This is a genomic window from Streptomyces sp. NBC_01497, from assembly GCF_036250695.1.
Lineage (GTDB): Bacteria > Actinomycetota > Actinomycetes > Streptomycetales > Streptomycetaceae > Streptomyces.
The window spans coordinates 1,426,664-1,445,881 of record NZ_CP109427.1 but is presented as its reverse complement, the minus strand read 5'-3'; the positions used below and the strand labels follow the sequence as shown (position 1 = coordinate 1,445,881).

At 70.5% G+C, this 19,218-nt stretch carries 14 protein-coding genes; 6 read left to right on the top strand and 8 right to left on the bottom strand.

Features of this window, described 5'->3' with window-relative positions; all coding sequences use genetic code 11:
- Positions 1-13: 13 nt before the first annotated feature.
- Together OG310_RS06245 and OG310_RS06240 are read left to right on the top strand one after the other, a co-directional pair.
- A complete protein-coding gene (locus tag OG310_RS06245; protein WP_443078564.1) occupies positions 14-958 on the top strand; it encodes a Rieske 2Fe-2S domain-containing protein in 945 nt (314 codons plus the stop codon).
- Positions 959-1,187: 229 nt separating this feature from the next.
- Positions 1,188-2,372 carry a zinc-dependent alcohol dehydrogenase gene (locus OG310_RS06240; protein WP_329454869.1) on the top strand — a complete coding sequence of 395 codons (1,185 nt, stop codon included), beginning with the start codon at positions 1,188-1,190 and terminating at the stop codon, positions 2,370-2,372.
- Between the two features lie 46 nt (positions 2,373-2,418).
- Here OG310_RS06240 and OG310_RS06235 read toward each other — a convergent pair whose 3' ends face one another.
- Positions 2,419-3,303 carry an SDR family oxidoreductase gene (locus OG310_RS06235; RefSeq protein ID WP_329454868.1) on the bottom strand — a complete coding sequence of 295 codons (885 nt, stop codon included), beginning with the start codon at positions 3,301-3,303 and terminating at the stop codon, positions 2,419-2,421.
- 115 nt (positions 3,304-3,418) lie between these two features.
- On the opposite strand from OG310_RS06235, the gene OG310_RS06230 reads away from it, so the two are divergent.
- The 3 genes from OG310_RS06230 (at position 3,419) to OG310_RS06220 (ending at position 7,616) form a co-directional block, all read left to right on the top strand.
- The gene (locus OG310_RS06230) at positions 3,419-3,880 is read left to right on the top strand and encodes an SRPBCC family protein (RefSeq protein ID WP_329454867.1); all 462 of its coding nucleotides are present in this window, start codon (positions 3,419-3,421) and stop codon (positions 3,878-3,880) included.
- A 48-nt stretch (positions 3,881-3,928) separates the two neighbouring features.
- The gene (locus OG310_RS06225) at positions 3,929-5,545 is read left to right on the top strand and encodes a phytoene desaturase family protein (RefSeq protein WP_329454866.1); all 1,617 of its coding nucleotides are present in this window, start codon (positions 3,929-3,931) and stop codon (positions 5,543-5,545) included.
- Between the two features lie 841 nt (positions 5,546-6,386).
- A complete protein-coding gene (locus OG310_RS06220; RefSeq protein ID WP_329454865.1) occupies positions 6,387-7,616 on the top strand; it encodes a twin-arginine translocation signal domain-containing protein in 1,230 nt (409 codons plus the stop codon).
- A 203-nt stretch (positions 7,617-7,819) separates the two neighbouring features.
- On the opposite strand, the gene OG310_RS06215 is transcribed toward OG310_RS06220, so the two are convergent.
- From OG310_RS06215 to OG310_RS06185, 7 genes are all read right to left on the bottom strand, one after another.
- A complete protein-coding gene (locus OG310_RS06215; protein ID WP_329454864.1) occupies positions 7,820-9,604 on the bottom strand; it encodes a hydantoinase B/oxoprolinase family protein in 1,785 nt (594 codons plus the stop codon).
- Positions 9,601-11,718 carry a hydantoinase/oxoprolinase family protein gene (locus OG310_RS06210; protein ID WP_329454863.1) on the bottom strand — a complete coding sequence of 706 codons (2,118 nt, stop codon included), beginning with the start codon at positions 11,716-11,718 and terminating at the stop codon, positions 9,601-9,603. Before OG310_RS06210 ends, OG310_RS06215 begins: the two co-directional genes overlap by 4 nt.
- Before the next feature lie 274 nt (positions 11,719-11,992).
- The gene (locus OG310_RS06205) at positions 11,993-12,751 is read right to left on the bottom strand and encodes an SDR family NAD(P)-dependent oxidoreductase (protein WP_329454862.1); all 759 of its coding nucleotides are present in this window, start codon (positions 12,749-12,751) and stop codon (positions 11,993-11,995) included.
- Between the two features lie 171 nt (positions 12,752-12,922).
- Positions 12,923-13,747 (bottom strand): NAD(P)-dependent oxidoreductase, encoded by an 825-nt coding sequence (locus OG310_RS06200; RefSeq protein WP_329454861.1) that lies wholly within the window; start codon positions 13,745-13,747, stop codon positions 12,923-12,925.
- Positions 13,748-14,137: 390 nt separating this feature from the next.
- Positions 14,138-14,989, bottom strand: a complete 852-nt coding sequence (locus OG310_RS06195) for an ABC transporter permease (protein WP_329454860.1) — start codon at positions 14,987-14,989, stop codon at positions 14,138-14,140.
- Positions 14,986-15,843 (bottom strand): ABC transporter ATP-binding protein, encoded by an 858-nt coding sequence (locus tag OG310_RS06190; protein ID WP_329454859.1) that lies wholly within the window; start codon positions 15,841-15,843, stop codon positions 14,986-14,988. The genes OG310_RS06195 and OG310_RS06190 overlap by 4 nt, the downstream gene beginning before the upstream one ends.
- 254 nt (positions 15,844-16,097) lie before the next feature.
- Positions 16,098-17,198, bottom strand: a complete 1,101-nt coding sequence (locus OG310_RS06185) for an ABC transporter substrate-binding protein (protein WP_329454858.1) — start codon at positions 17,196-17,198, stop codon at positions 16,098-16,100.
- A 745-nt stretch (positions 17,199-17,943) separates the two neighbouring features.
- Here OG310_RS06185 and OG310_RS06180 point away from each other — a divergent pair.
- Complete coding sequence (locus tag OG310_RS06180; RefSeq protein WP_443078562.1) at positions 17,944-18,270, top strand: helix-turn-helix domain-containing protein; 327 nt, start codon at positions 17,944-17,946, stop codon at positions 18,268-18,270.
- The last annotated feature ends 948 nt before the right edge of the window (positions 18,271-19,218 follow it).

Genomic DNA, 19,218 nt, shown 5'->3' with positions numbered 1-19,218 from the left:
GAGGGGCATGCGCTTGCCGACGACACCGTCCACGAAAGCCTCCGAGACGACGCAGACCCAGGGGGGTCCCGGGCAGGACGGGCGCCTTGCGGGCTTGTTCGCGGCGTCCGTACGGGCGCTGGACGCCCTGGGGGAGTGGGACGCTCTCGACCCGGTCATCCGCCCCGTCCGCGGCGCTGTGCGCGCGCTGCCGCTGGGCCGGGGCCGTGACGTACTGCGCGGACGCCACCTCGGGCACCCGCTGCATCCGGTACTGGTCCAGCTGCCCATGGGGGCGTGGCTGTCCGCGGCCGTCCTGGACGCCGTCCCGGGCAGCTCGCGCCAGAGCCGCCTGCTCGTGGGGGTGGGCGTCCTGGCGGCGCTGCCCGCGGCGTGGGCGGGCTGGACCGACTGGGCCGAGCAGCACGAACAGCAGCTGCGCACCGGACTCGTGCACGCCGTCGGCAACGGGACGGCCATCGCCCTGTACGCCGGATCCTGGGTGGCCCGGGGCCGCGGCCGTACGGGCTGGGGCCGGGTCCTCGCGTACGGGGGCCTGGGGGTGGTGGGGGTGGCTGGAGCGATCGGCGGGCACCTCGCGTACCGGCAGGCGGCCGGAGCCAACAAGAGCGAGCCCGTCCCGCACCTGGTCGACCCCGGCTGGCACGAACTGGCTCCGCTGACGCACCTGCCCACGGGCGAAGCAGTGCGGCGCGAGCTGGGGGAGGTGCCGCTGCTGGTGTTCCGTCATCCGGACGGCCGGGTCGACGTCCTGGCCGACCGCTGCAGCCACCTGTCCGGTCCGCTGTCGCAGGGCGAGGTCCGGGACGGCTGCGTGGAGTGTCCCTGGCACGGCAGCCGCTTCCGCCTCTCGGACGGCTGGAACGTGGCCGGTCCCGCGACGGCTCCTCAGCCCTCGTTCTCGTCCCGGACACGGGAGGACGGCATGGTGGAGGTGCGTCTGCCGGGCGCCGGCTGACCAGGAAGAGGCCGCCAAGGGCGCGGGCCGGCGACGGCGCCACCGGCAAGAACGCGGGCCGAGTCGGGGACCGGGCGGCGCCGCGGCCGGTGCCCCCGGGCGCGCGGGAGCGGGAGGCCAGGGCCTTCGCGAGGCGGAGGGCCGACGCCGACACCGCCGGCCCGGCCGCGCGCCCCCCGAGGTCCGGCGGGCACACCGTCCGCGCACCCACTCCTCTGCTGGAGGCACTATGAGAGCCCTGACCTGGCACGGCAAGCGTGATGTCCGCGTCGACACCGTTCCCGACCCCGGGATCGTCGAACCGACCGACATCATCGTCAGGATCACCTCGACCGGCCTCTGCGGTTCCGATCTGCACCTGTACGAGGTGCTCGGGCCCTACCTCGATCCGGGGGACATCCTCGGCCACGAGCCGATGGGCGTGGTCGAGGAAGTGGGGGACCAGGTCACCGCGCTGTCCGTGGGGGACCGGGTCGTCGTGCCGTTCAACGTGTCCTGCGGCACCTGCTGGATGTGCGGGCAGGGCCTCCACTCCCAGTGCGAGACGACACAGGTGCACGCCTACGGCACCGGAGCCGCGCTCTTCGGCTACACGAAGCTCTACGGCCAAGTACCGGGCGCACAGGCTGAGTTCCTTCGAGTGCCGTTCGCCGACACACTCCCCGTCAAAGTGCCGCACGGTCCGCCGGACGACCGCTTCGTCTACCTCTCCGACGTGCTGCCCACCGCGTGGCAGGCGGTCGAGTACGCGGCCATCCCGCCGGGCGGCAGTGTCACCGTCCTGGGGCTCGGTCCGATCGGGGACATGGCGGCCCGTGTCGCCCTGCACCGGGGCGCGGAAGTGGTCATCGGCGTGGACTTCGTGCCGGAACGGCTGGCGAGGGCGCGGGCCCGGGGCGTGCACACTCTCGACGCCGGGGAACTGGGTGACGGGCTGATCGACGAGATCCGGCGGCTGACACACGGCCGGGGCACGGACGCGGTGATCGACGCAGTCGGCATGGAAGCCCACGGGAACCGCGCACTGAAGGGCGCGCAGGGCCTCGTCGGCCGACTGCCCGAGTCCATGGGGCGCAAGGTGATGGAGAAGGCGGGCATGGACAGCATGACGGCCTTCAACACCGCTGTCGACGCCGTGCGCAGGGGCGGGACCGTGTCGCTGTCCGGGGTGTACGGGGGCGCTGTGGACCCGCTGCCGATGCTGACCCTCTTCGACAAGCAGATCCAGCTGCGCATGGGCCAGGCCAACGTCCGGCGCTGGGTCGGCGACATCCTCCCGCTGCTGGTCGACGCCGACCCACTCGGCGTCGACTCGTTCGCGACCCACCGGCTCCCACTGGAGAAGGGACCAGAGGCGTACGCGACGTTCCAGGCGAAGCGGGACGGCATGGTGAAGACCCTGCTCTCGCCCTGATCAGGACGCCGGCGCTGACCCCGGCGCCCTGACCGCCGGGGACGCGTCAGCGGTCCCGCCCCGCGGGGTCGCCCGAGCCGCCCGCCCCCAGCAGGCCGGTCGCCTCGAAGGGGGTCCGGTCGGCGAGCCGGGGGAGTTCACGGCGGGAGACGCGGGTGACCACCGCCGGCAGGGCGGCCCTCGCCACCTGGGCGGCGCGCAGCCAGCGGGGCACGTAGACGGCGCGGGAGCGCCGTTCCGCCGCGTCGGCCAGCCGGGCCGCCACATCGGCCGCGGTGTAGACCCTGCGGGCCGCCCGGGGCATGTGGCCCCGCAGTTCCCGCAGTACGGCGTGGCGGTCCAGGTCGCGGATCATGTCCGTGTCGGTCCAGTTGAGATACGCGATGCCCACCGCGATCCCATGCGGCGCCGTCTCCGCCTGGAAGGCGTGAGCGAACGACTCCGCGCCGGCCTTCGAGGCGCAGTAGGCGCTCATCAGCGGCGCCGCCCCGATGGACGCGAGCGAGGCGATCTGCAGATGGTATCCGCGAGTCGCGAGCAGGTCCGGCAGGAAGACGCGGGCGGTGACCGCGCTGCCCACGAGGTTCACCTCGACCACCCGGCGCCAGGTGGCGGGGGAGGACTCCGCGAAGGGTCCGCCCTCCGCCAGCCCCGCGTTGGCGACCACGACGGAGGCCGGCCCGAGGCGCTCCCGGACCGCCGCCGCGGTGCGCTCCATCGCCGAGTCGTCCGTGACGTCGGCCTCCCACCAGGCACCGGGGCCCGGCAGCGCCCCGGTCTGCCGGGCCAGCTCCCGCGGCTCGTGGCCGATCAGCGCGACGAGGGCGCCGCGCCGGGAGAGCTCCTGGGCCAGGGCCGCGCCGACGCCGCGCGCCGCTCCGGTGACGACGGCGACCCGCCCTGTCAGAGGTCCGCACGGTGCAGCTGACATGAAACCCACGTTAAGGGGGCTTGCGCGGCGCCGCCCGGGGACGACGGCCCCCGCAGGTGTACCACGGGGAGGAACGGGCACTCGGCGCACCAGTCCCACGATCCGGGGAGCCGCCATGGCACTGCGCCATCACTACATCGACCGGGGCCCCGAGGCCCTGTGGTCCGTACTGCGAGACCCGTCCCGCTTCGGTGAGTGGGTCGTCGGCACCGCGTCGTCGGACCCGGCGCACGGCGACTGGCCGGAGGTCGGCTCGTCGCTTCGCTACCGTGTCCGGCTCGGTCCCAAGGAGTTCGAGGGCAGCACGGTCGTACGCCGCTACGAACCGCCCGGTGTACTCGAACTGGAGGCGCACGCAGGCCCGTTGGGTACGGCGCGGATCGCCTTCGACATCCGTGCCTGGGGCGAGGGAACTCTGGTGATCCTCGACGAGCACCCGCTCCTCGGCATCGGCGGACGGGCGCACAACGGTCTGGTGGACCGGTTCATCCAGCTCAGGCACCGCCATATGCTCAGCCGGCTCGGGCGCGCCGCGGAGTCGGAGCCGCGGCCGGAGCGCCACGGGGCCGATGTCTGACCCCCTGGCGCACGCGCCCCCTCACCGACGCGGTCAAGGAGGGCCGACATGACGGACGCCGTGGTCATCGGTGCGGGCCCCAACGGGCTGGTGGCGGCCAACCTGCTGGTGGACGCCGGGTGGAGCGTGGAAGTGATCGAGGCCCGGGACGAGCCGGGTGGTGCCGTCCGCAGCGACCGGGGAGTCAGCCCCGACTACGTCAGCGACGTGTTCAGCGCCTTCTATCCGCTGGCCGCCGCGTCGCCCGTGATCGCCGCGCTCGAACTGGAACGGGAAGGGCTGCGCTGGAGCCACGCGCCCCACGTCCTGGCGCATCCGCTGCGGGACGGCCGTTGCGCCGTGCTCGACCGCGACCGCCGGGTGACGGCCGGGAGCCTGGAGGCCTTCGAGCCGGGCGACGGTGATGCCTGGCTGCGCCTGTGCGACCTCTGGGACGCCCTGGAGGACGATCTGCTGGCCGCACTGTTCACACCGTTCCCGCCCGTACGGGCGGGGGTGCGTCTCACGGCGCGGCTGCGCTCCGCCGGTGGGCTGCGCCTGCTCCGGCGGTTGCTGCTGCCGACCCGGCGCTTCGGCGAGGAGGAGTTCGCCGGGGAGGGCGGGCGGCTGCTGCTCGCGGGCAACGCCCTGCACGCGGACCTGGCGCCCGAGGCCGCCGGAAGCGGCGGGTTCGGCTGGCTCATGGCCATGCTGGGCCAGACGTACGGCTTCCCGGTGCCGGCGGGCGGCTCCAGCCACCTCGTGGGCGCGCTGGTGCGCCGGTTCGTCCGGCGCGGCGGCGTCCTGCGCTGCGGCGAGCCCGTCCGCGAGGTCGTCGTGCGCGGCGGCCGGGCGGTGGGCGTGCGGACCGCGGGTGGCGACGCCGTGCGGGCCGGCGCGGTCCTGGCGGACGTGAGCGCCCCCGACCTCTACCTGGGTCTCCTCGACCGGGCGCACGTCCCCTCGGGCATCCTGGCGGACCTGCGCCGGTTCCAGTGGGACTTCGCCACCTTCAAGGTCGACTGGGCCCTCGACGCGCCGGTGCCGTGGAGCGCGCCCGGGGCCGTGGGGGCGGGCACCGTCCACCTGGCCGAAGGAGTGGACGAACTGACACGCTTCGCCGCCCAGATAGCCATGAGGCAGGTGCCGGACCGTCCGTTCGCCCTGATGGGACAGATGTCGACGGCCGATCCGGCGCGTTCTCCCCGCGGTACGGAGTCGGCGTGGGCCTACACCCATGTACCGCACCACATCACGGGCGACGCCGGGCAGGCGGGCCTGACGGGTACGTGGGACGAGGCCGAGGGCAACGCCATGGCTGACCGGGTGGAGGAACAGGTCGAGCGTTACGCGCCCGGCTTCCGCGACCGCGTCGGGGCGCGACGGGTCCTCACACCGGACACCCTGCAGGGGCTCGATCCGAACCTGCACGGCGGTGCGATCAACGGCGGCACCACCAACCTGCACCAGCAGTTGGTGTTCCGGCCCGTGCCTGGTTCCGGCCGCCCCGAGACCCCCGTACCGGGCCTGTACCTTGCCTCCGCGTCGGCGCATCCGGGCGGCGGGGTGCACGGGGCGCCGGGCGCGAACGCCGCCCGGGCCGCCCTGCGCGCGGGGACGGTGGCGCGGCGCGTGCTGTCGGGCGCCCAGCGCCGGCTGGGGAGCCGCAGCCGGGGCCCGCACTGAACGGGCGGCGCGCGACGTGGAGTTGAGAGGCGTTGGACCGGTGGGCCGGGGAGGCTCGGGCCGGTGGCGGGACGAAGGGACCGGCCGGGGGCTTCACCCGCGCGTAGCCCTCTTCCGGGCCGCCGCCGTGTGCTGATGGGCACCGTCGTTCAATCGACGTACACGAGAGATCCATCGACTTGGCCGACGGTGCCGGAGTACTGACGGCACGTGGGCCAAGCGCCTGTCCCGCGTGTCGTCGTCAGGCCGGCGGCGAAGTCGCTTTCATACGCTGTTCTTCCACGGCCCGTACCGCTCGGGGAGATCTCCGCCGGGCCGCCCAGGCCGACATCTTCGACATGATCCCGTTCATCACGTGCCACCCGTCCCGGACCGGGCGGCCCCTCCGCGATCGCGGCAGCAAGGCTCCGCAACGGCTCTGGAATCATCAGTCAACTCAGGGCGTGGGAGGACGACTTGCCAACGCATGGCTCTCTTCGCGGACACGGCCTGGCGGCGGCCGACCGGTCAGTCACGATCCGGACCTCGACAAAGACCGTGATACGGCCGAACGCCGCCTCGACAGGATCGAGGAGTGGCGGGGGCTGGGATCGCCGGCTTCGTCATCTCCCGCAGACGTTCGGAGCAAACCGACTCCAGGTGCTTCGCCGCATGTTCAGCCCGACCAGTCGTGTCCTACAGGACAAGGTCCGACGTCGCACCACCCTGACCGGCGACCTCGGGGAAATATCGTTCACCATGCAGCCATGCTGCCGCCGTAGTTGCGCAAACAACCCCATTTAGTGTGGGCAGCCGACTCTGCGGACCCGATTCGTTCGCCTGTGCACCAAATGGAGCCAGCATGGAAGCGTTGACGAGAAGGCATTTCATCGGCGGACTCGCCGTGGCCGGGGCGGCCGTGGCGATATCCGCGGCAGCGGGACCCGCGCAAGCAGCACCTTCGAAAGCGGCGCCCGAGGCCGCATCGGATATCGAGACGTGGCAGTTGATCGGCAAGGACGTGTTCACCGGCGACGCCGAGGGTACGCGCGGCCAGGGCGTTGCCACCGACGGCAGTCACTGGTACTTCTCCAGCAGCAACGGGCTGGAGATCACCGACATGAAGTACAACACCGTCCTTACGACCTCACCGGCGATTCCGGCCGAACTGGCCAACCCGTCGCAGCTTTCCTCCAAAGGCCTGAACCACATCGGTGATGTGGACTACGCCGACGGCCATCTCTACATTCCTCTCGACAGCAGCATGTCCGACCCGGGCAGCCCCCACGAGTACCCCTACGAATACAACACCCCGGTGTTCGCCCTCTACAAGGCCGGCGATCTGACCTTCACCGGCCGCGCCACCGCCCTGGACGCGCACGGCGTGCACGACATCGCAAGCTGGGTGGCCGTCGATGCCGAGAAGGGTCTCGCCTACGGCATGGCCTATGCGGACGCGACCCAGATCGCCGTCTACCGCCTGTCCGACTTCACCTTCAAGAAGTACATCCCCATCTCGCAGCCGATCAACGAAGCCCAGGGCGGCAAAGTCCACCAGGGCTGGATCTACTTCTCCTGCAACGACGCGGAGCAGACCATTGCCCGCGCCAACCTGAAGACCGGCGAAGTCCAGGTGCTCTTCCATCTCACGGTCCCTTACCCCCAAGAGGTCGAGGGGCTGGCGTTCCTGGAGACAGGAGACGGTCTGACCCTCAATATCCTCAACCGGGAGCAGCCGGATCCGAACGGCCCGAGCAACGTCACCTTCTACCACTATCTGCTGCAGACGCCGGGCAAGCCGGTGCTCAAGGGCACGCCCGAGGTCGGCAGCTACCTGACGGCGAACCACGGCAAGTGGACCCCGGCTCCGAAGTTCAGCTACCAGTGGCTCCTGAACGGTACGCCGGTGGCGCACGCCACCGGGCACCGGTTCGACCTCCTCAGCACGTACCTCGGGGACAAGGTGGCCGTCGAGGTGACCGGGACGTGGGCCGACGGGACGTCGACGACCGTCGAGTCCGCGTCGGTGAAGGTCCGGCGCGACTCCGGGCGCGCGAGTGGGCACAAGGGAAGGACGACGTCGCGTCGGTGATGGTCTCGCGTGACGCCGAACCGGCCGGGCAACAGCTCACGACGCGGAGCGATCGCTGTCCTGCGGGTGTCGTGGCGTGAGCGGTGAGCCCCCGGGGGCTCGTGGGATGCGCCCCGGGCGGTGCCCGCAGGCGTACGGCGAGGCGGTGCGGCTGGGCCGGTGTGTTCCGCTTGCGCACCGGCCCAGGTCCGGACCTGCCCGTCTCAGCGCCCCGTGCCCCTGAGCCGGTCCCTCTCCGTGCCGTCGATCTCCCACTCGCCGCTCGCCGTCCGCAGGACCGCGACGCCGTAGTGCGTCCGCGCGGACTCGGCCGACACGTACCCCTCCTGGACATCGCGCAGCACCTGCTCGGCGGGCCGGTCGTGCGGGTCGCCGTAACCGCCGCCGCCGGCCTGGGCCACCCGCACGACGTCACCGGACTGGAGAGTCACACTTCCGCTCTCCACGGTGATCGCCGCCTCGCGCTCGGTGCCCGGGTTGAGCGTGAGTGTGGAGGGGCGGCCGGGCAGGCCGCCGTCCTTGCCCGCCGGCGGGGTGAGTTCGCGGCCGTTGCGGGTGGTGAAGCGGGCGGGCCCCAGCACGCGGTACTCGCGCAGGTAGCCGAGGCCTCCCCGGTAACGCCCGGGGCCACCGGAGTCGGTGACCAGCTCGAAGCGCTGGAGCCGGACAGGGAACTCCGTCTCCAGTACTTCGATGGGGGTGAGGCTGCCGTTGGCGACATGCACCTTGGACGCGGACACGCCGTCCTTGTTCCAGCGGGCACCCATGGCACCCGCGGGCAGTTCGTACTGAACCTTCGGCGAGGTCTGGCCCGCCACCCGGTACGAGAAGGTCCCGTTGGTGCCGCTGCTGCTCTCGGCGATCCGGCCCCCGGGGAGGGCCTTGCCGAGCGCGTCGAAGAGGGCCTCCGCGGTGGCGACGGCGACCGGCATGTAGGTGTTGACCGGAGCCGGCGGCAGCGGGTCGAGAAGCGAACCCCGGCGAAAGGAGGCAGAAACGGCCTGGGTGAAACCCGAGTTGGACGGCAGCTCCGGGTCGACGAGACTCTTCAGGGCGTAGGAGCACACCGCGCGGACCAACGGCGGCCGGATGTTGTAGGGGCCCGTCATCTGGTCGTCGGAGCCGGTGAAGTCGAAGTCGATCCGGTCGCCCTCGACGGTCACGGTGACGCGGATGGCCACCGGACGGCCGTCGGCCATCCCCTCGGAGTGCATGCGGCGCTCGCCGCTGTAGGTGCCGTCCGGCCACTTCGCGACGGCCGCCCTGATCTGCCGTTCCGTGAGGTCCAGCAGACGGCCGGAGGCGATGTGCACCGTCTCCCGTCCGTACTTGGCGCACAGCGCGCGCACCCGGTCGGCCGCCAGGTGCGTCGCCCCGACCTGTCCGTGCAGGTCGCCGAGCACCAGGTGGGGGGTGCGGCTGTTGGCACTCAGGAGCGTCTCGATCTCGGCCGAGGGGGCGAAGTCGCGGTAGTAGCGGACCGGGGGGACCATCAGGCCCTCGTGGTAGATCTCCCTGGCCTGGCTGGAGTTGGTGCCCGGTACGAGACCCCCGATGTCCGACTTGTGGGCGATGCTGCCGCTGAAGCCGAAGACCTCGCCGTCGATGACGACCGGTGCCACCACCGCCATGTCGGTTGCATGCGGACTGCCCCCGAAGTACGGGTGGTTGACGAGGAAGGCGTCACCGTCACGCATCTCCTCAAGCGGATAGGCGCGGAGGATGTTCTCGATGGTCTCCGGGAACGCGCCGAGGTGCAGGGGCAGGACGGTGTACTGCGCGACGACCCGGCCGCTCAGGTCGGCGATCGCGCAACTCGCGTCCTTCGACTCGCGGATGATCGTCGAGTAGCCCGTGCAGAACAGCGAGTTCTGCATCTCCTGCACCACGCCGATGAGGCTCTGCCGGATCACCTCGACGGTGATCGCGTCTGTTTCCGCCGGGGCGGCTTCCCCGGTGCGGCGTCGCGCCGCGGCCTGCTCGCTCACCTGTGTGACCTCTCTTGCGCCGGGCGGGCGCGGGTGATCGATAGGTTGCCGTAGCCGTCGGCCTCCGCCTGCTGGCCGGGGAAGACGACGACGGTGGAGTCGTACTGCTCGACGATGGCGGGCCCGGTGATGCGGTGACCGGCACCGAGCTTCGCCCGGGCGTACACCGGGGTCTGCACGTACGCTCCCGTGTCGCCGCCCGCCGTGTCCGGGAAGTACGCGGGGCGCGAGCCCACCACGGCGGCGGAGAGGGGTCCGTCGGCCGCGGGAACGGTGGGAAGCGACACCGGCGGTACGAGACCGACGGCCTGCACCCGGTAGTTGACGATCTCGACGGACTGGTCGGGGGCCGCGTGCCCGTGACACTGCTCGTGGATGGCGTCGAAGTCCCGGCGGTAGCGGGCGAGGTCCTCGGAGGTCATCGGCAGCGCCCGAACCGGTACCGGATTCTCGTAGCCCTGTCCGCTGTAGCGCATGTCGAGGAAGAAGCGGAAAGCGGTGCTGCCCTCCTCGAATCCCTCCTGGGACAGCTGTTTCGCCGCCGCCGCCTGCATCTGCTCGAAGAGTGCGTTGGCGTCCTGGACGTCGAGTTCGGCGATGTCGGTCAGCCTGCTGCGGACCAGGTCGTGCTTGACGTCCGACATCAGCAGCCCGAGCGCCGAGGTCGCGCCGGGCGCCGGAGGCACCAGGACGCGCGGGATACCCAGGTCGAGGGCGATCTGGCTGGCGTGCAGAGGCCCCGCGCCGCCGAACGCGATCAGGGTGAAGTCCCGCAGATCGAAGCCCCGTTCGGTGGAGATGGAGCGGATCGCCTGTCCCATCTTGACGTTGACGATACGTACGATGCCGTCGGCGGCCCGCACCGTGTCGACGCCGAGCGCGGCGGCGACCTCGGCGACGACGCGGTCCGCCGCGGCCGAGTCCACCGCGAGCTCGCCGTCCAGCAGCGACACGGGATTGAGGTAGCCGAGCACCACGTTCGCGTCCGTGACGGTCGCCGCCTGACCGCCCTTGCCGTACGCGGCGGGCCCCGGTACGGCTCCCGCGCTGCGTGGACCGACGTGGAGAGAGCCGTGCCGGTCGACGGTGGCGACGGTGCCGCCGCCCGCGCTGACCGTGTTGATGTCGAGCATGGGTACGGCGATGTGCCGGCCTTCCACGGTGTTCTGGTCGGAGACCGCCGGCTCGCCGCCCTGCACGAGGGAGACGTCGCAGCTGGTCCCGCCCATGTCGAAGGTGATGAGGTCCTCGATCCCCACCGCGCGTCCGATCGCCACCGACGCGGTCACACCGCCAGCCGGCCCCGACAGGATGGTCGCGACCCCCCGGTCTGGGGTGCGGTCGAAGGGTACGGAGCCGCCGTTGCTCTGCATGGTGAACCTGCGGCGGGGGGCGACGCCCAGCCGTTCCAGCTCGGTCGACAGCCGGCCGACGTACCGGCCCACGACCGGGGAGACATAGGCGTTGATCACGGTGGTACTGAGCCGTACGTACTCCCGCATCTGCGGCAGCAGTTCACTGGAGGTCGTCACCCAGAGCGTGGGGTCGGCCTCGCGCAGCGCGCCTGCCAGGAGTCGCTCGTGCTCGTCGTTCATAAAGGAGAACAGCAGGCATACGGCGACCGACTCGACGCCACTCTTGCGGAAGCGGAGTACCGCCTCGGCCACCGACTCCTCGTCGACCGGCTCCACCACGGCGCCGGACGCGGCGATGCGTTCCGCCACCTCGACGGTGTCGCTCTCCGCGGCCAGGAGCACGGGCTTGGTGTAGCCGAGGTCGAAGACCGACGGGCCGAAGGGGCGGCTCTGCTCCATCGCCTCGTAGACGCCGCGGAAGCCCCTGGTGACGGCGAGGCCCACCCGGGCGCCCCGCTCTTCGAGGAGGGCGTTGGTGCCGACGGTGGTGCCGTGGGTGAAGACCGAGATGCGCTCGGGCGGCACACCTTGGGACGCCAGGGTCGTCAGCCCGTCGAGAAGGGCCTGTTCGGGGTGGTGGGGGCTGGAAGGGACCTTCATGATCCGGTACGTCCCGGCGGACTCGTCGAACACGACGAAGTCGGTGAACGTGCCGCCGGTGTCAGTGGCGACGCGGTAGGACGGTGGGCGCTCGGACATGGGACGCGGACCTGCTTTCTTGGGAGGCCGGCGGATGGTTCGTGTCGTGGTGGTGGCGGGGGGAGGGGGGACGAACGAACAGGAAAGCGGCGGGGCGGGGAGGGGCGACGGGCGCGGGGCCGTCCCCGCCCCTCCCCGCGGCACCCTCTCCCCGCGGTGACCACGACGGGGACGGGCGGCGACCTCCCGTGGCGGGGACGGGCGGCTCCCGGCGGGGGATCGTGGCGGGGAGGGGCGGCCCCTGGCGGTGGATCGTGGCGGGGACCGCCGTGCCTCAGTCGCCGGTGGAGAGGAGCGCGCCGCCGTCGACGAGCAGATCCGTGCCCGTGATGAAACCGGCCTCGGCGCCGACCATGAACGCCACCGCCGCGGCGATGTCCTCCGGCGTGCAGGCACGCCCCACCAGGTTGCGACGCTCGCGGTTCTCCGGCTCCACGTCGGTGCCGACTGGTGAGCCGACCTTGTTCGGGCTCACCGTGTTGACGCGGATGCCGTGCGGGCCGAGCTGCACGGCGAGCGAGCGTACGAGCGCGTACAGGGCAGCCTTGGCGGTCGGGTACGCGAGCGCGTTCTTCCGGGCGAACTGGCCGGAAGTCGAGCCGATGTGCACGACCACTCCGCCGCGCCCCTCCGCCACCATCTTCTTGGCGAGGTACTTGGTGGTGAGGAACGCCGACGTCAGCGACACGTCGATGACCTTGCGCCACAGATCGTCCGAGAGGTCCAGCACGGTGGTCGGACGGTCGGTGATGGCGACGCAGTTGACCAGTGTGTCGATGTGACCGAGTGCTGCCCACGCCGAGTCGACGAGCCCGGCCACCTCGGCTCCCGAGGAGACGTCCGCGGCGAGCGGCACGGCGCTGCCGGGGTACGCGTCGTTCAGCCCTTTGGCGACCCGGGACGCTGCATCGAAGTCGACGTCCGCGACGACCACCCGCGCGCCGTCGCGGACGAATCGTCCGGCGATGGCCGCTCCGACGTTCCGGCCTGCGCCGGTGACCACGGCGTGCCTGCCCTGGAGTGGGGACGACATGTCAGATTTCCTCCGCTTCCGCTGAACCCTGTGAGCCATCTGATCCATCCGGACCGCTTGAGCCCGGACCATCCGAGATTCGGGAATACGCACGGTCGTTGGCGTGGGTGGGACGCCCGGGGGCCGTGCTCCGCACCGGGCCACGCTGTGTGTGCGGCCCGGGCAGGCCGGTCACGCGCCGTACCGGCCGAGGTCGTACCGCCGCGGCTTGAGCACGCGGCAGATCTCCCGGTTGACCGCTGCCTGCGGGAGGCCGATGCCGGCGCCGGCGGCCATCTCGGAGACGATCTTCATGTCGTCCTCGGCCCAGGCCATCGTCTGGTTGTTCCAGTTGTCCAGCGCGTGGTTGGAGGCGCTGGACATGGTGAGCGCTTCACGCAGGACGTCGATGTCGACGCCGTGGCGCTGGGCCAGGGCGAGTCCCTCGTGGTCGGCGACCAGGCATGCCCAGAGGATCAGGTTGTTGACCGCCTTCGCGACCTGCCCCGCGCCGATGTCACCGGTCCTGACGACGTCCGTGGAGTACGCGCGGGCGACCTCGGTGAACTTCGCCACCGCCTCCTCGGTGCCGCCGAGCAGCGAGAGCAGTTCGCCCGCGTCGGCCGCCCACGAGCCGCGGCAGACCGGCGCGTCCACGACGTGCACTCCGTACTTCTCGGCGGCCTCGGCGAGGGTGCCCATGGTCTGCGGGGGCACGGTGCTCAGCACGGCCACGACGCAACCCTCGCGCAGCGCACCCAGCATGCCGCCGTCGCCGAGCATCGTCTCCTTGAGCTGTTCCTCGTAGCCGACGCAGACCATCACGGTGTCGCATGCGCCGGCGATCTCCTCCTTGGACCGTACGAAGCGCGCGCCACGTTCGGTCACCGCGGACTCCTTGCCCGGGTCCACGTCGTGCACCAGCACGGTGAAGCCGTGCCGGACCAGGTGACCGATGATGGGAGTCCCCATCCGGCCCGCGCCCAGTACCCCTACCGTCGTCTGCCCTGCAGCCATGCGGAACCTCTCCTTGATCTGTGGTGTTCTGACCGGTGACGGTCGAACTCGTGACGGTCGAACCTGTGACGACCGAACTCGGGGCGGCCGGCCGGCGGCCGCCGGGCCGGTGGTGGCTCCGAGCTCGGTGCGGCCCACCTGTGCGGGCGAGCTCGTGGTGGTGGATCGGCGGTACCCAACGGTGATCAGTGATGGGTCCGTGGCGGGTCCGTGGTGGTGGGGGATCCGCGTTCTCCCCGTCCCTGTCCGGTGGTTGACGCGTGCGCCACGTCATGCACGCGGCGCGGTCCGCTCGTTGTGGGTGACCTATGAGGTGGGGCACACACGTGGGGCGCGGTACGGACCGGGCGCGCCCCGGCGTTCGCGCGGGCTCCCTGCCGGCGGCCCCGTTCAGTCGCGCTGCCAGCGCAGGGCCCACCGTTCGAGCATTCCCACCAACAGCATGCCGATCGCGATCATGAGCATGAGCACTACGATCCCGGCGAACACCGTCGCCGAGTCGAAGTTCTGCGTGGCGGTGTTGATGAGGTACCCGATGCCGTCCTGGGAGGCGATGAACTCCCCGACGATCACGCCGATCATGGCGAACGAGACCGAGGACTTCATTCCGGACAGCACCGGGACGCTGATCTGCGGCAGGGTCACCCGCCGGATCACCGTGGCCCGTCGTGCCCCCATCACCCGCAGCACGTTCACCAGGTTGTCGGGCATGGTCACCACGCCCATGTAGGTGTTGTAGAACATCACGAAGAACACCGTCATGGCTGCGATGGCGATCTTCGACTCGATGCCGATACCGAACCAGATCAGGAACAGCGGAGCCAGGGCGATCTTCGGAATGCCGTTGACGGCTCCGATGAGGGGGCCGAGGACCGTGGCGCCGACGCGCCAGTACCCGAGGAGCAGTCCGACGGCGAGCCCGCCCACGACTCCCACGGCGTACCCCAGAACAAGCTCCTCGGCGGTGACCTGGACGTCCCGCCACAGTCCCGGCTGGACGCCCGAGGCGTAGTCCCAGAGGGTCCTTGCGACATGGACGGGGCTGCTGATGAGGTAGTCGGGCAGCATGTGGCCGTCCGCCAGCTGCCACAGTCCGATGACGATCAGGAACACCAGGACACGCAGGCCCTGGGTGCTCCAGGAGGTGCCGGACCGGCTCTTGTCCTCTCCGCCGCGCGGTGTGGGCGCGGCAGTCGTCGCGGCTGTGTCCTCGGCGGCGGCCAGACCTGCTTGTGCGTTCACTTCGAGAGTCCTCCCGTCGCGATCTCGGCTGCGAACATGTCCCACAGGACGCGGTGCTGCTCGGCGAACTCGCGCAGCTCGGAGATGTGGAAGACGTCACGGGGCCGCGGTATGTCCACCTGCGCCGCGGCTTTCACCCGGCCCGGACGAGCGCTCATCACGATCACCCGGTCGGCCAGGGTGAGGGCCTCGGAGAGGTCGTGCGTCACGAACAGGACGGTCTTCTGGTGGCTGTCCCAGAGGTCGAGCAGGGTGTCCTGCATGACGGCCTTGGTCATGGCGTCCAGCGCGCCGAAGGGCTCATCCATGAGCAGGATCGGCGGGTCGTACACCAGGGTCCGTGCGATCGAGCAGCGTTTCTGCATGCCCCCCGACAGTTGGTGCGGGTAGTTGTCGCGGAAACCACCGAGGCCGACCAGCTCGATCCACTTGTCGACGCGCTCGTCCTGTTCCTCGGCGGGCATCTTGCGTATCTGCAGCGGCAGGCGGATGTTCTCGTCCACCGTCAGCCACGGCAGCAGGTTGGAGTCCTGCGTCACGTAGCCGATGTCGGGTATCAGACCGGTCACCGGACGGCCGTGGACCTGGATGCTCCCGGACGACGGCGGGGTCAGGCCGGCCACCAGGTTCAGCAGGGTGCTCTTGCCGCACCCGCTGGGGCCGACGATCGCGCAGAACTCGCGCTCACCGACGTCGAACGACACCTCGTGCAGCGCCTCCACCGGAGAGGCGCTCCTTCTGCTGCGGAACATCAGTGAGACGTTCTCGAAGCGGACCGCGTGCTGCCCGGAAGCCGGGTTCTTCACCGCGGTGGGGGAGTCGTGTACTGCGGGTACTGGGGTTTCCCTCTGCATGCGGATCACCTGTCCGGGGTTTTGTTGCATGGCGGGATGGCGGAACGTCGAAGCGAGCGACAGCGGGGACGAAGGGCCGGGGGACGCAGGCCGAAGGGATGCCGGGCGCTGCCGGCACGGCGTACGGCGTGCCTCGGGTGTGGCGGTGCGGCCTGCGGAGTGTGTCGCCCCGCTGCGGGAACGGCTCCCAGGGGGAACGTTTCCTCATTGCGCGGAGCTGGAGTCCAGCCGGCTGCTCCTGCCGCGGACGAGGGTCAGGAGGATGCGGGGACAGAGGAAGGGGACGAGGCGGAGGAAGAGGGAGGGGGTGGGGAGGAGGTCCCGGACGTGGTGTGAAGTCTGTCCACCGCGATGTGGTCGTTGGACCAGGTGCCCTGGTTCTGCGACACGTTGACGGAGGACGCGTCGGGCACGTCGCTCTGCTCCGCCTCCTCGCGGACCTTCTGCCAGCCGTCCTGACTCATCTTCCCGTCAGGGGCGAAGGTGACGTACTTCAGGCTCTGCAGCAGGACGGCGTCGCTCATCCTGGGGTAGTGGGCCCGCTCCACGTCCAGCACCGACTCCGGGTGCTGGGCCATCGTGTTGTCCGCCCGTGCCAGCGCGGTCGCGACCGACCGCACGACGTCCGGATGAGCCTTGGCGAACGAGGAGGCGACCACCAGCACGTCGTACGTCATCTTCCGGAGCACCGGCACGGAGTGCAGCGTCGCGACGATCCGCGCCTGCCCCTGCGCCTGGGCGAAGTAGCTGTTGGGAGGGGAGAGGAGGATGGCGTCGATCTGCCCGTGCTGCAGGGCGGCCAGAGCGGCGGCCTGGGTCTTGATCGTGATGGTCTTGAACTGGTCCTGGCTCAGCCCCGCCTGCTTCATCAGGTAGTGGTAGTACGTCAGGTCGGTCGTGGAGACGACGCCCAGGGTCGCGCCGGTCAGGCTCCGCATCACCGACTTCAGCGGCTGCTTCGTTGACAAGTGGTGTTGCGTGGCCCAGCTCTTGGACGCGGCCAGTTGCAGGGACACGCCGTAGTCCAGCGAAGCGACGGCCTGCAGCGGCACGTTCTTCGTCTTGGCGCTCAGCAACGCGGTCGAGGACGCCATCACGAACTGGACGCTGCCGCTCTGCAGGGCGGCGAAGGCGGTACTGCTCCCACCGAGCAGTTCCTGCTTGGTCGTCACGCCTTCCTTGGCGAAGTAGCCCTTCTGCTGGGCGACATCGGCGGTGGTGAAGCCGATGGTGTCCACGGCCTTCCCGATGGTGACCTGTGTCGTGCCGTCCGGGGCGCTGTGAACGGCGTTTCTGGAGAGATTCGCGCAGGCTGTGGACAGGGTCGCGACGAGGAGGGCCGCGACCAGCGGCATCAGACTCCGATGCCAGGGGCGTCTGTGATGAGGGGATCGGTCACTTCGGCGATGGATTGACAGGGCTTTCGCGCACGTTTGATCTCGCATCGAGTGTCCCGTTCTCGATTCCGGTCATGGGTACGGCTACCCGCGGCCGTACGGCGACGCCGAGTGGTTCAACGACCCAGCGGACGTTTTCCGAGGTGATGCGGGGGGGCGTAGCTTGCTGTGTTGATGGACTGACCATCTGACCCTTTCGATGATTCGACCACTGGCCTCGCGGGCGAGTCAAGGGGCGTGCAGCCGTTCACCGTTGATCTCGTTTCACGAGGCCGACCCGCTGGCGGAGACCCCACGGGGGGCGTGCCGGCCCGAGCGCGGAAGGGAGACTCGTGGGCTCGCGCCGTCAACTGTCGCGTGCCGGCCCGTCCGGAAAGCGGCGGCCAGTCATCCGGTGCGGCCCGCCCACGACTCGCTCGCGACTCGGTGTGCAACGGCTCCGGAGACGAGTACTCCCTCGTCTTCTCGGCGCCCGGGGGCCGTGTCCGCGGATCCAGCCACGTATCGCCCGTGAGCCCGTACGGCCACGACGGCCGGCTCCGGGCCGGGAGCGATCGACGATGTACCCGGCCTCCGGGCCCTTCGTGGAGGAGCGGCCTTCACCGGCGTGGAGGGGCCGGCCGTGACGGCCCGCCCCTGGCGGCAGACGACAGGCCCTCAGCGGTGACACGCCAACGACGCTCTGGCCCAGCGTTCGAGGATCGTGTTGGAGTGTGCCGAGGGGCATTCGATCCTGCAGGTGTCGCGTCGGTTGTCGGTGACCGCGGACATGGTGCGTACCTGGCGGCGGTTCATCGAGCGCGGTTTGGAGGGCCTGTCGGATGAGCCGCGCTCCGGTGCCCCGCGGAAGATCACGGACGCGGATGTCGAGCGGGTCATCGTCAAGACGCTGGAGCAGACGCCGAAGAACGCCACCCACTGGTCGACGAGGTGGATGGCTTGCGGCGACCGGGATGAGCAGTCGGCCATCTCGCGGATCTGGCGGGCCTTCGCGCCGTTCGCGGGCTGGAACGAACACCCCGGCCCTTGATCTGGACCAAGTCCGCCGACGAGATCCTCGACAAAGTCGCCACCTACTGCCGACGAATCTCCGACTCAGGGCCCCAGCGCATCAGATGATGTGACGCGTCCTCGTGCAGCCCCTCCAGCCGGAACCTTCCGGAACCGGTCGTGTGCTCCGCATCTCGACCATCCAGCCATCCGCCGGCCCACACTCCCCGCGCCACCCGCGGTTCGGCCGACATGACGGGCATGACCCTGCCGCGGTCGGGAAAGCGCCCATCAAGCAACTGATCGGAGGCCGACATGAGTGGCAGCAGGCGATCTTGGGGGCGCCCGGACGAAGGTCCCTGGTGGCGGTTCGTACCGAGGAGCCGGGCGGCCGGAGTGTTGGGCATCCTGGCGGGTGGTCTCATTCTGTTCCAGGCCGGCATTACTCTTGCGGGGTCCCCCTCTTCGGGACTGATGGCTCTGGAGATCTTCTGTGCGGTGCTGGGCTGCATGCTGCTCGCACGGAACATCGACGGACTGCGCATTCTCAGGCGCCGAGAAGGACGCTGACAGCCCGCCGTTCCGACCGGGCCCGAGCGAAGCGAGAGGCCGGGCTCGTCGAGTCTCCGGAACCACCTGAATCCTGGCGGGCAGTCAAGCCTGATGCGCAGCACAGTGGTTGACCGGGCGAACCCAGGCAGGACCGGGCGGGCGCAGCGCGGTCACACTCGTGATGATCTGCGGGTGTTTTCCGGTGGTTGTTCGGCATCGTGGTGTCAGTGGGTGAGAGTCGAACTCTCCGCTGTGCAAGGGGTGTTGTGGGTGACTCGCTGCTGTCAGAAAGGGATGCCGATTTGGTGCTGACGTTTCTTGGTGACGGGGCGGCTGGTGCCTGCGTGGCCTGCCACGGCTGCCAGGGTGGATCCGGCGTAGCCGTGGTCGCGGAGTACCGCCCACGCCGCGCTGAGCAGTGCTTCTTCCAGGTCGG

Coding starts and splice junctions, on each gene's coding strand:
- OG310_RS06240 (WP_329454869.1), top strand. CDS start 1,188: ATGAGAGCCCTGACCTGGCACGGCAAGCGTGATGTCCGCGTCGACACC.
- OG310_RS06235 (WP_329454868.1), bottom strand. CDS start 3,303: ATGTCAGCTGCACCGTGCGGACCTCTGACAGGGCGGGTCGCCGTCGTC.
- OG310_RS06230 (WP_329454867.1), top strand. CDS start 3,419: ATGGCACTGCGCCATCACTACATCGACCGGGGCCCCGAGGCCCTGTGG.
- OG310_RS06225 (WP_329454866.1), top strand. CDS start 3,929: ATGACGGACGCCGTGGTCATCGGTGCGGGCCCCAACGGGCTGGTGGCG.
- OG310_RS06220 (WP_329454865.1), top strand. CDS start 6,387: ATGGAAGCGTTGACGAGAAGGCATTTCATCGGCGGACTCGCCGTGGCC.
- OG310_RS06210 (WP_329454863.1), bottom strand. CDS start 11,718: ATGTCCGAGCGCCCACCGTCCTACCGCGTCGCCACTGACACCGGCGGC.
- OG310_RS06205 (WP_329454862.1), bottom strand. CDS start 12,751: ATGTCGTCCCCACTCCAGGGCAGGCACGCCGTGGTCACCGGCGCAGGC.
- OG310_RS06200 (WP_329454861.1), bottom strand. CDS start 13,747: ATGGCTGCAGGGCAGACGACGGTAGGGGTACTGGGCGCGGGCCGGATG.
- OG310_RS06190 (WP_329454859.1), bottom strand. CDS start 15,843: ATGCAGAGGGAAACCCCAGTACCCGCAGTACACGACTCCCCCACCGCG.
- OG310_RS06185 (WP_329454858.1), bottom strand. CDS start 17,198: ATGCCGCTGGTCGCGGCCCTCCTCGTCGCGACCCTGTCCACAGCCTGC.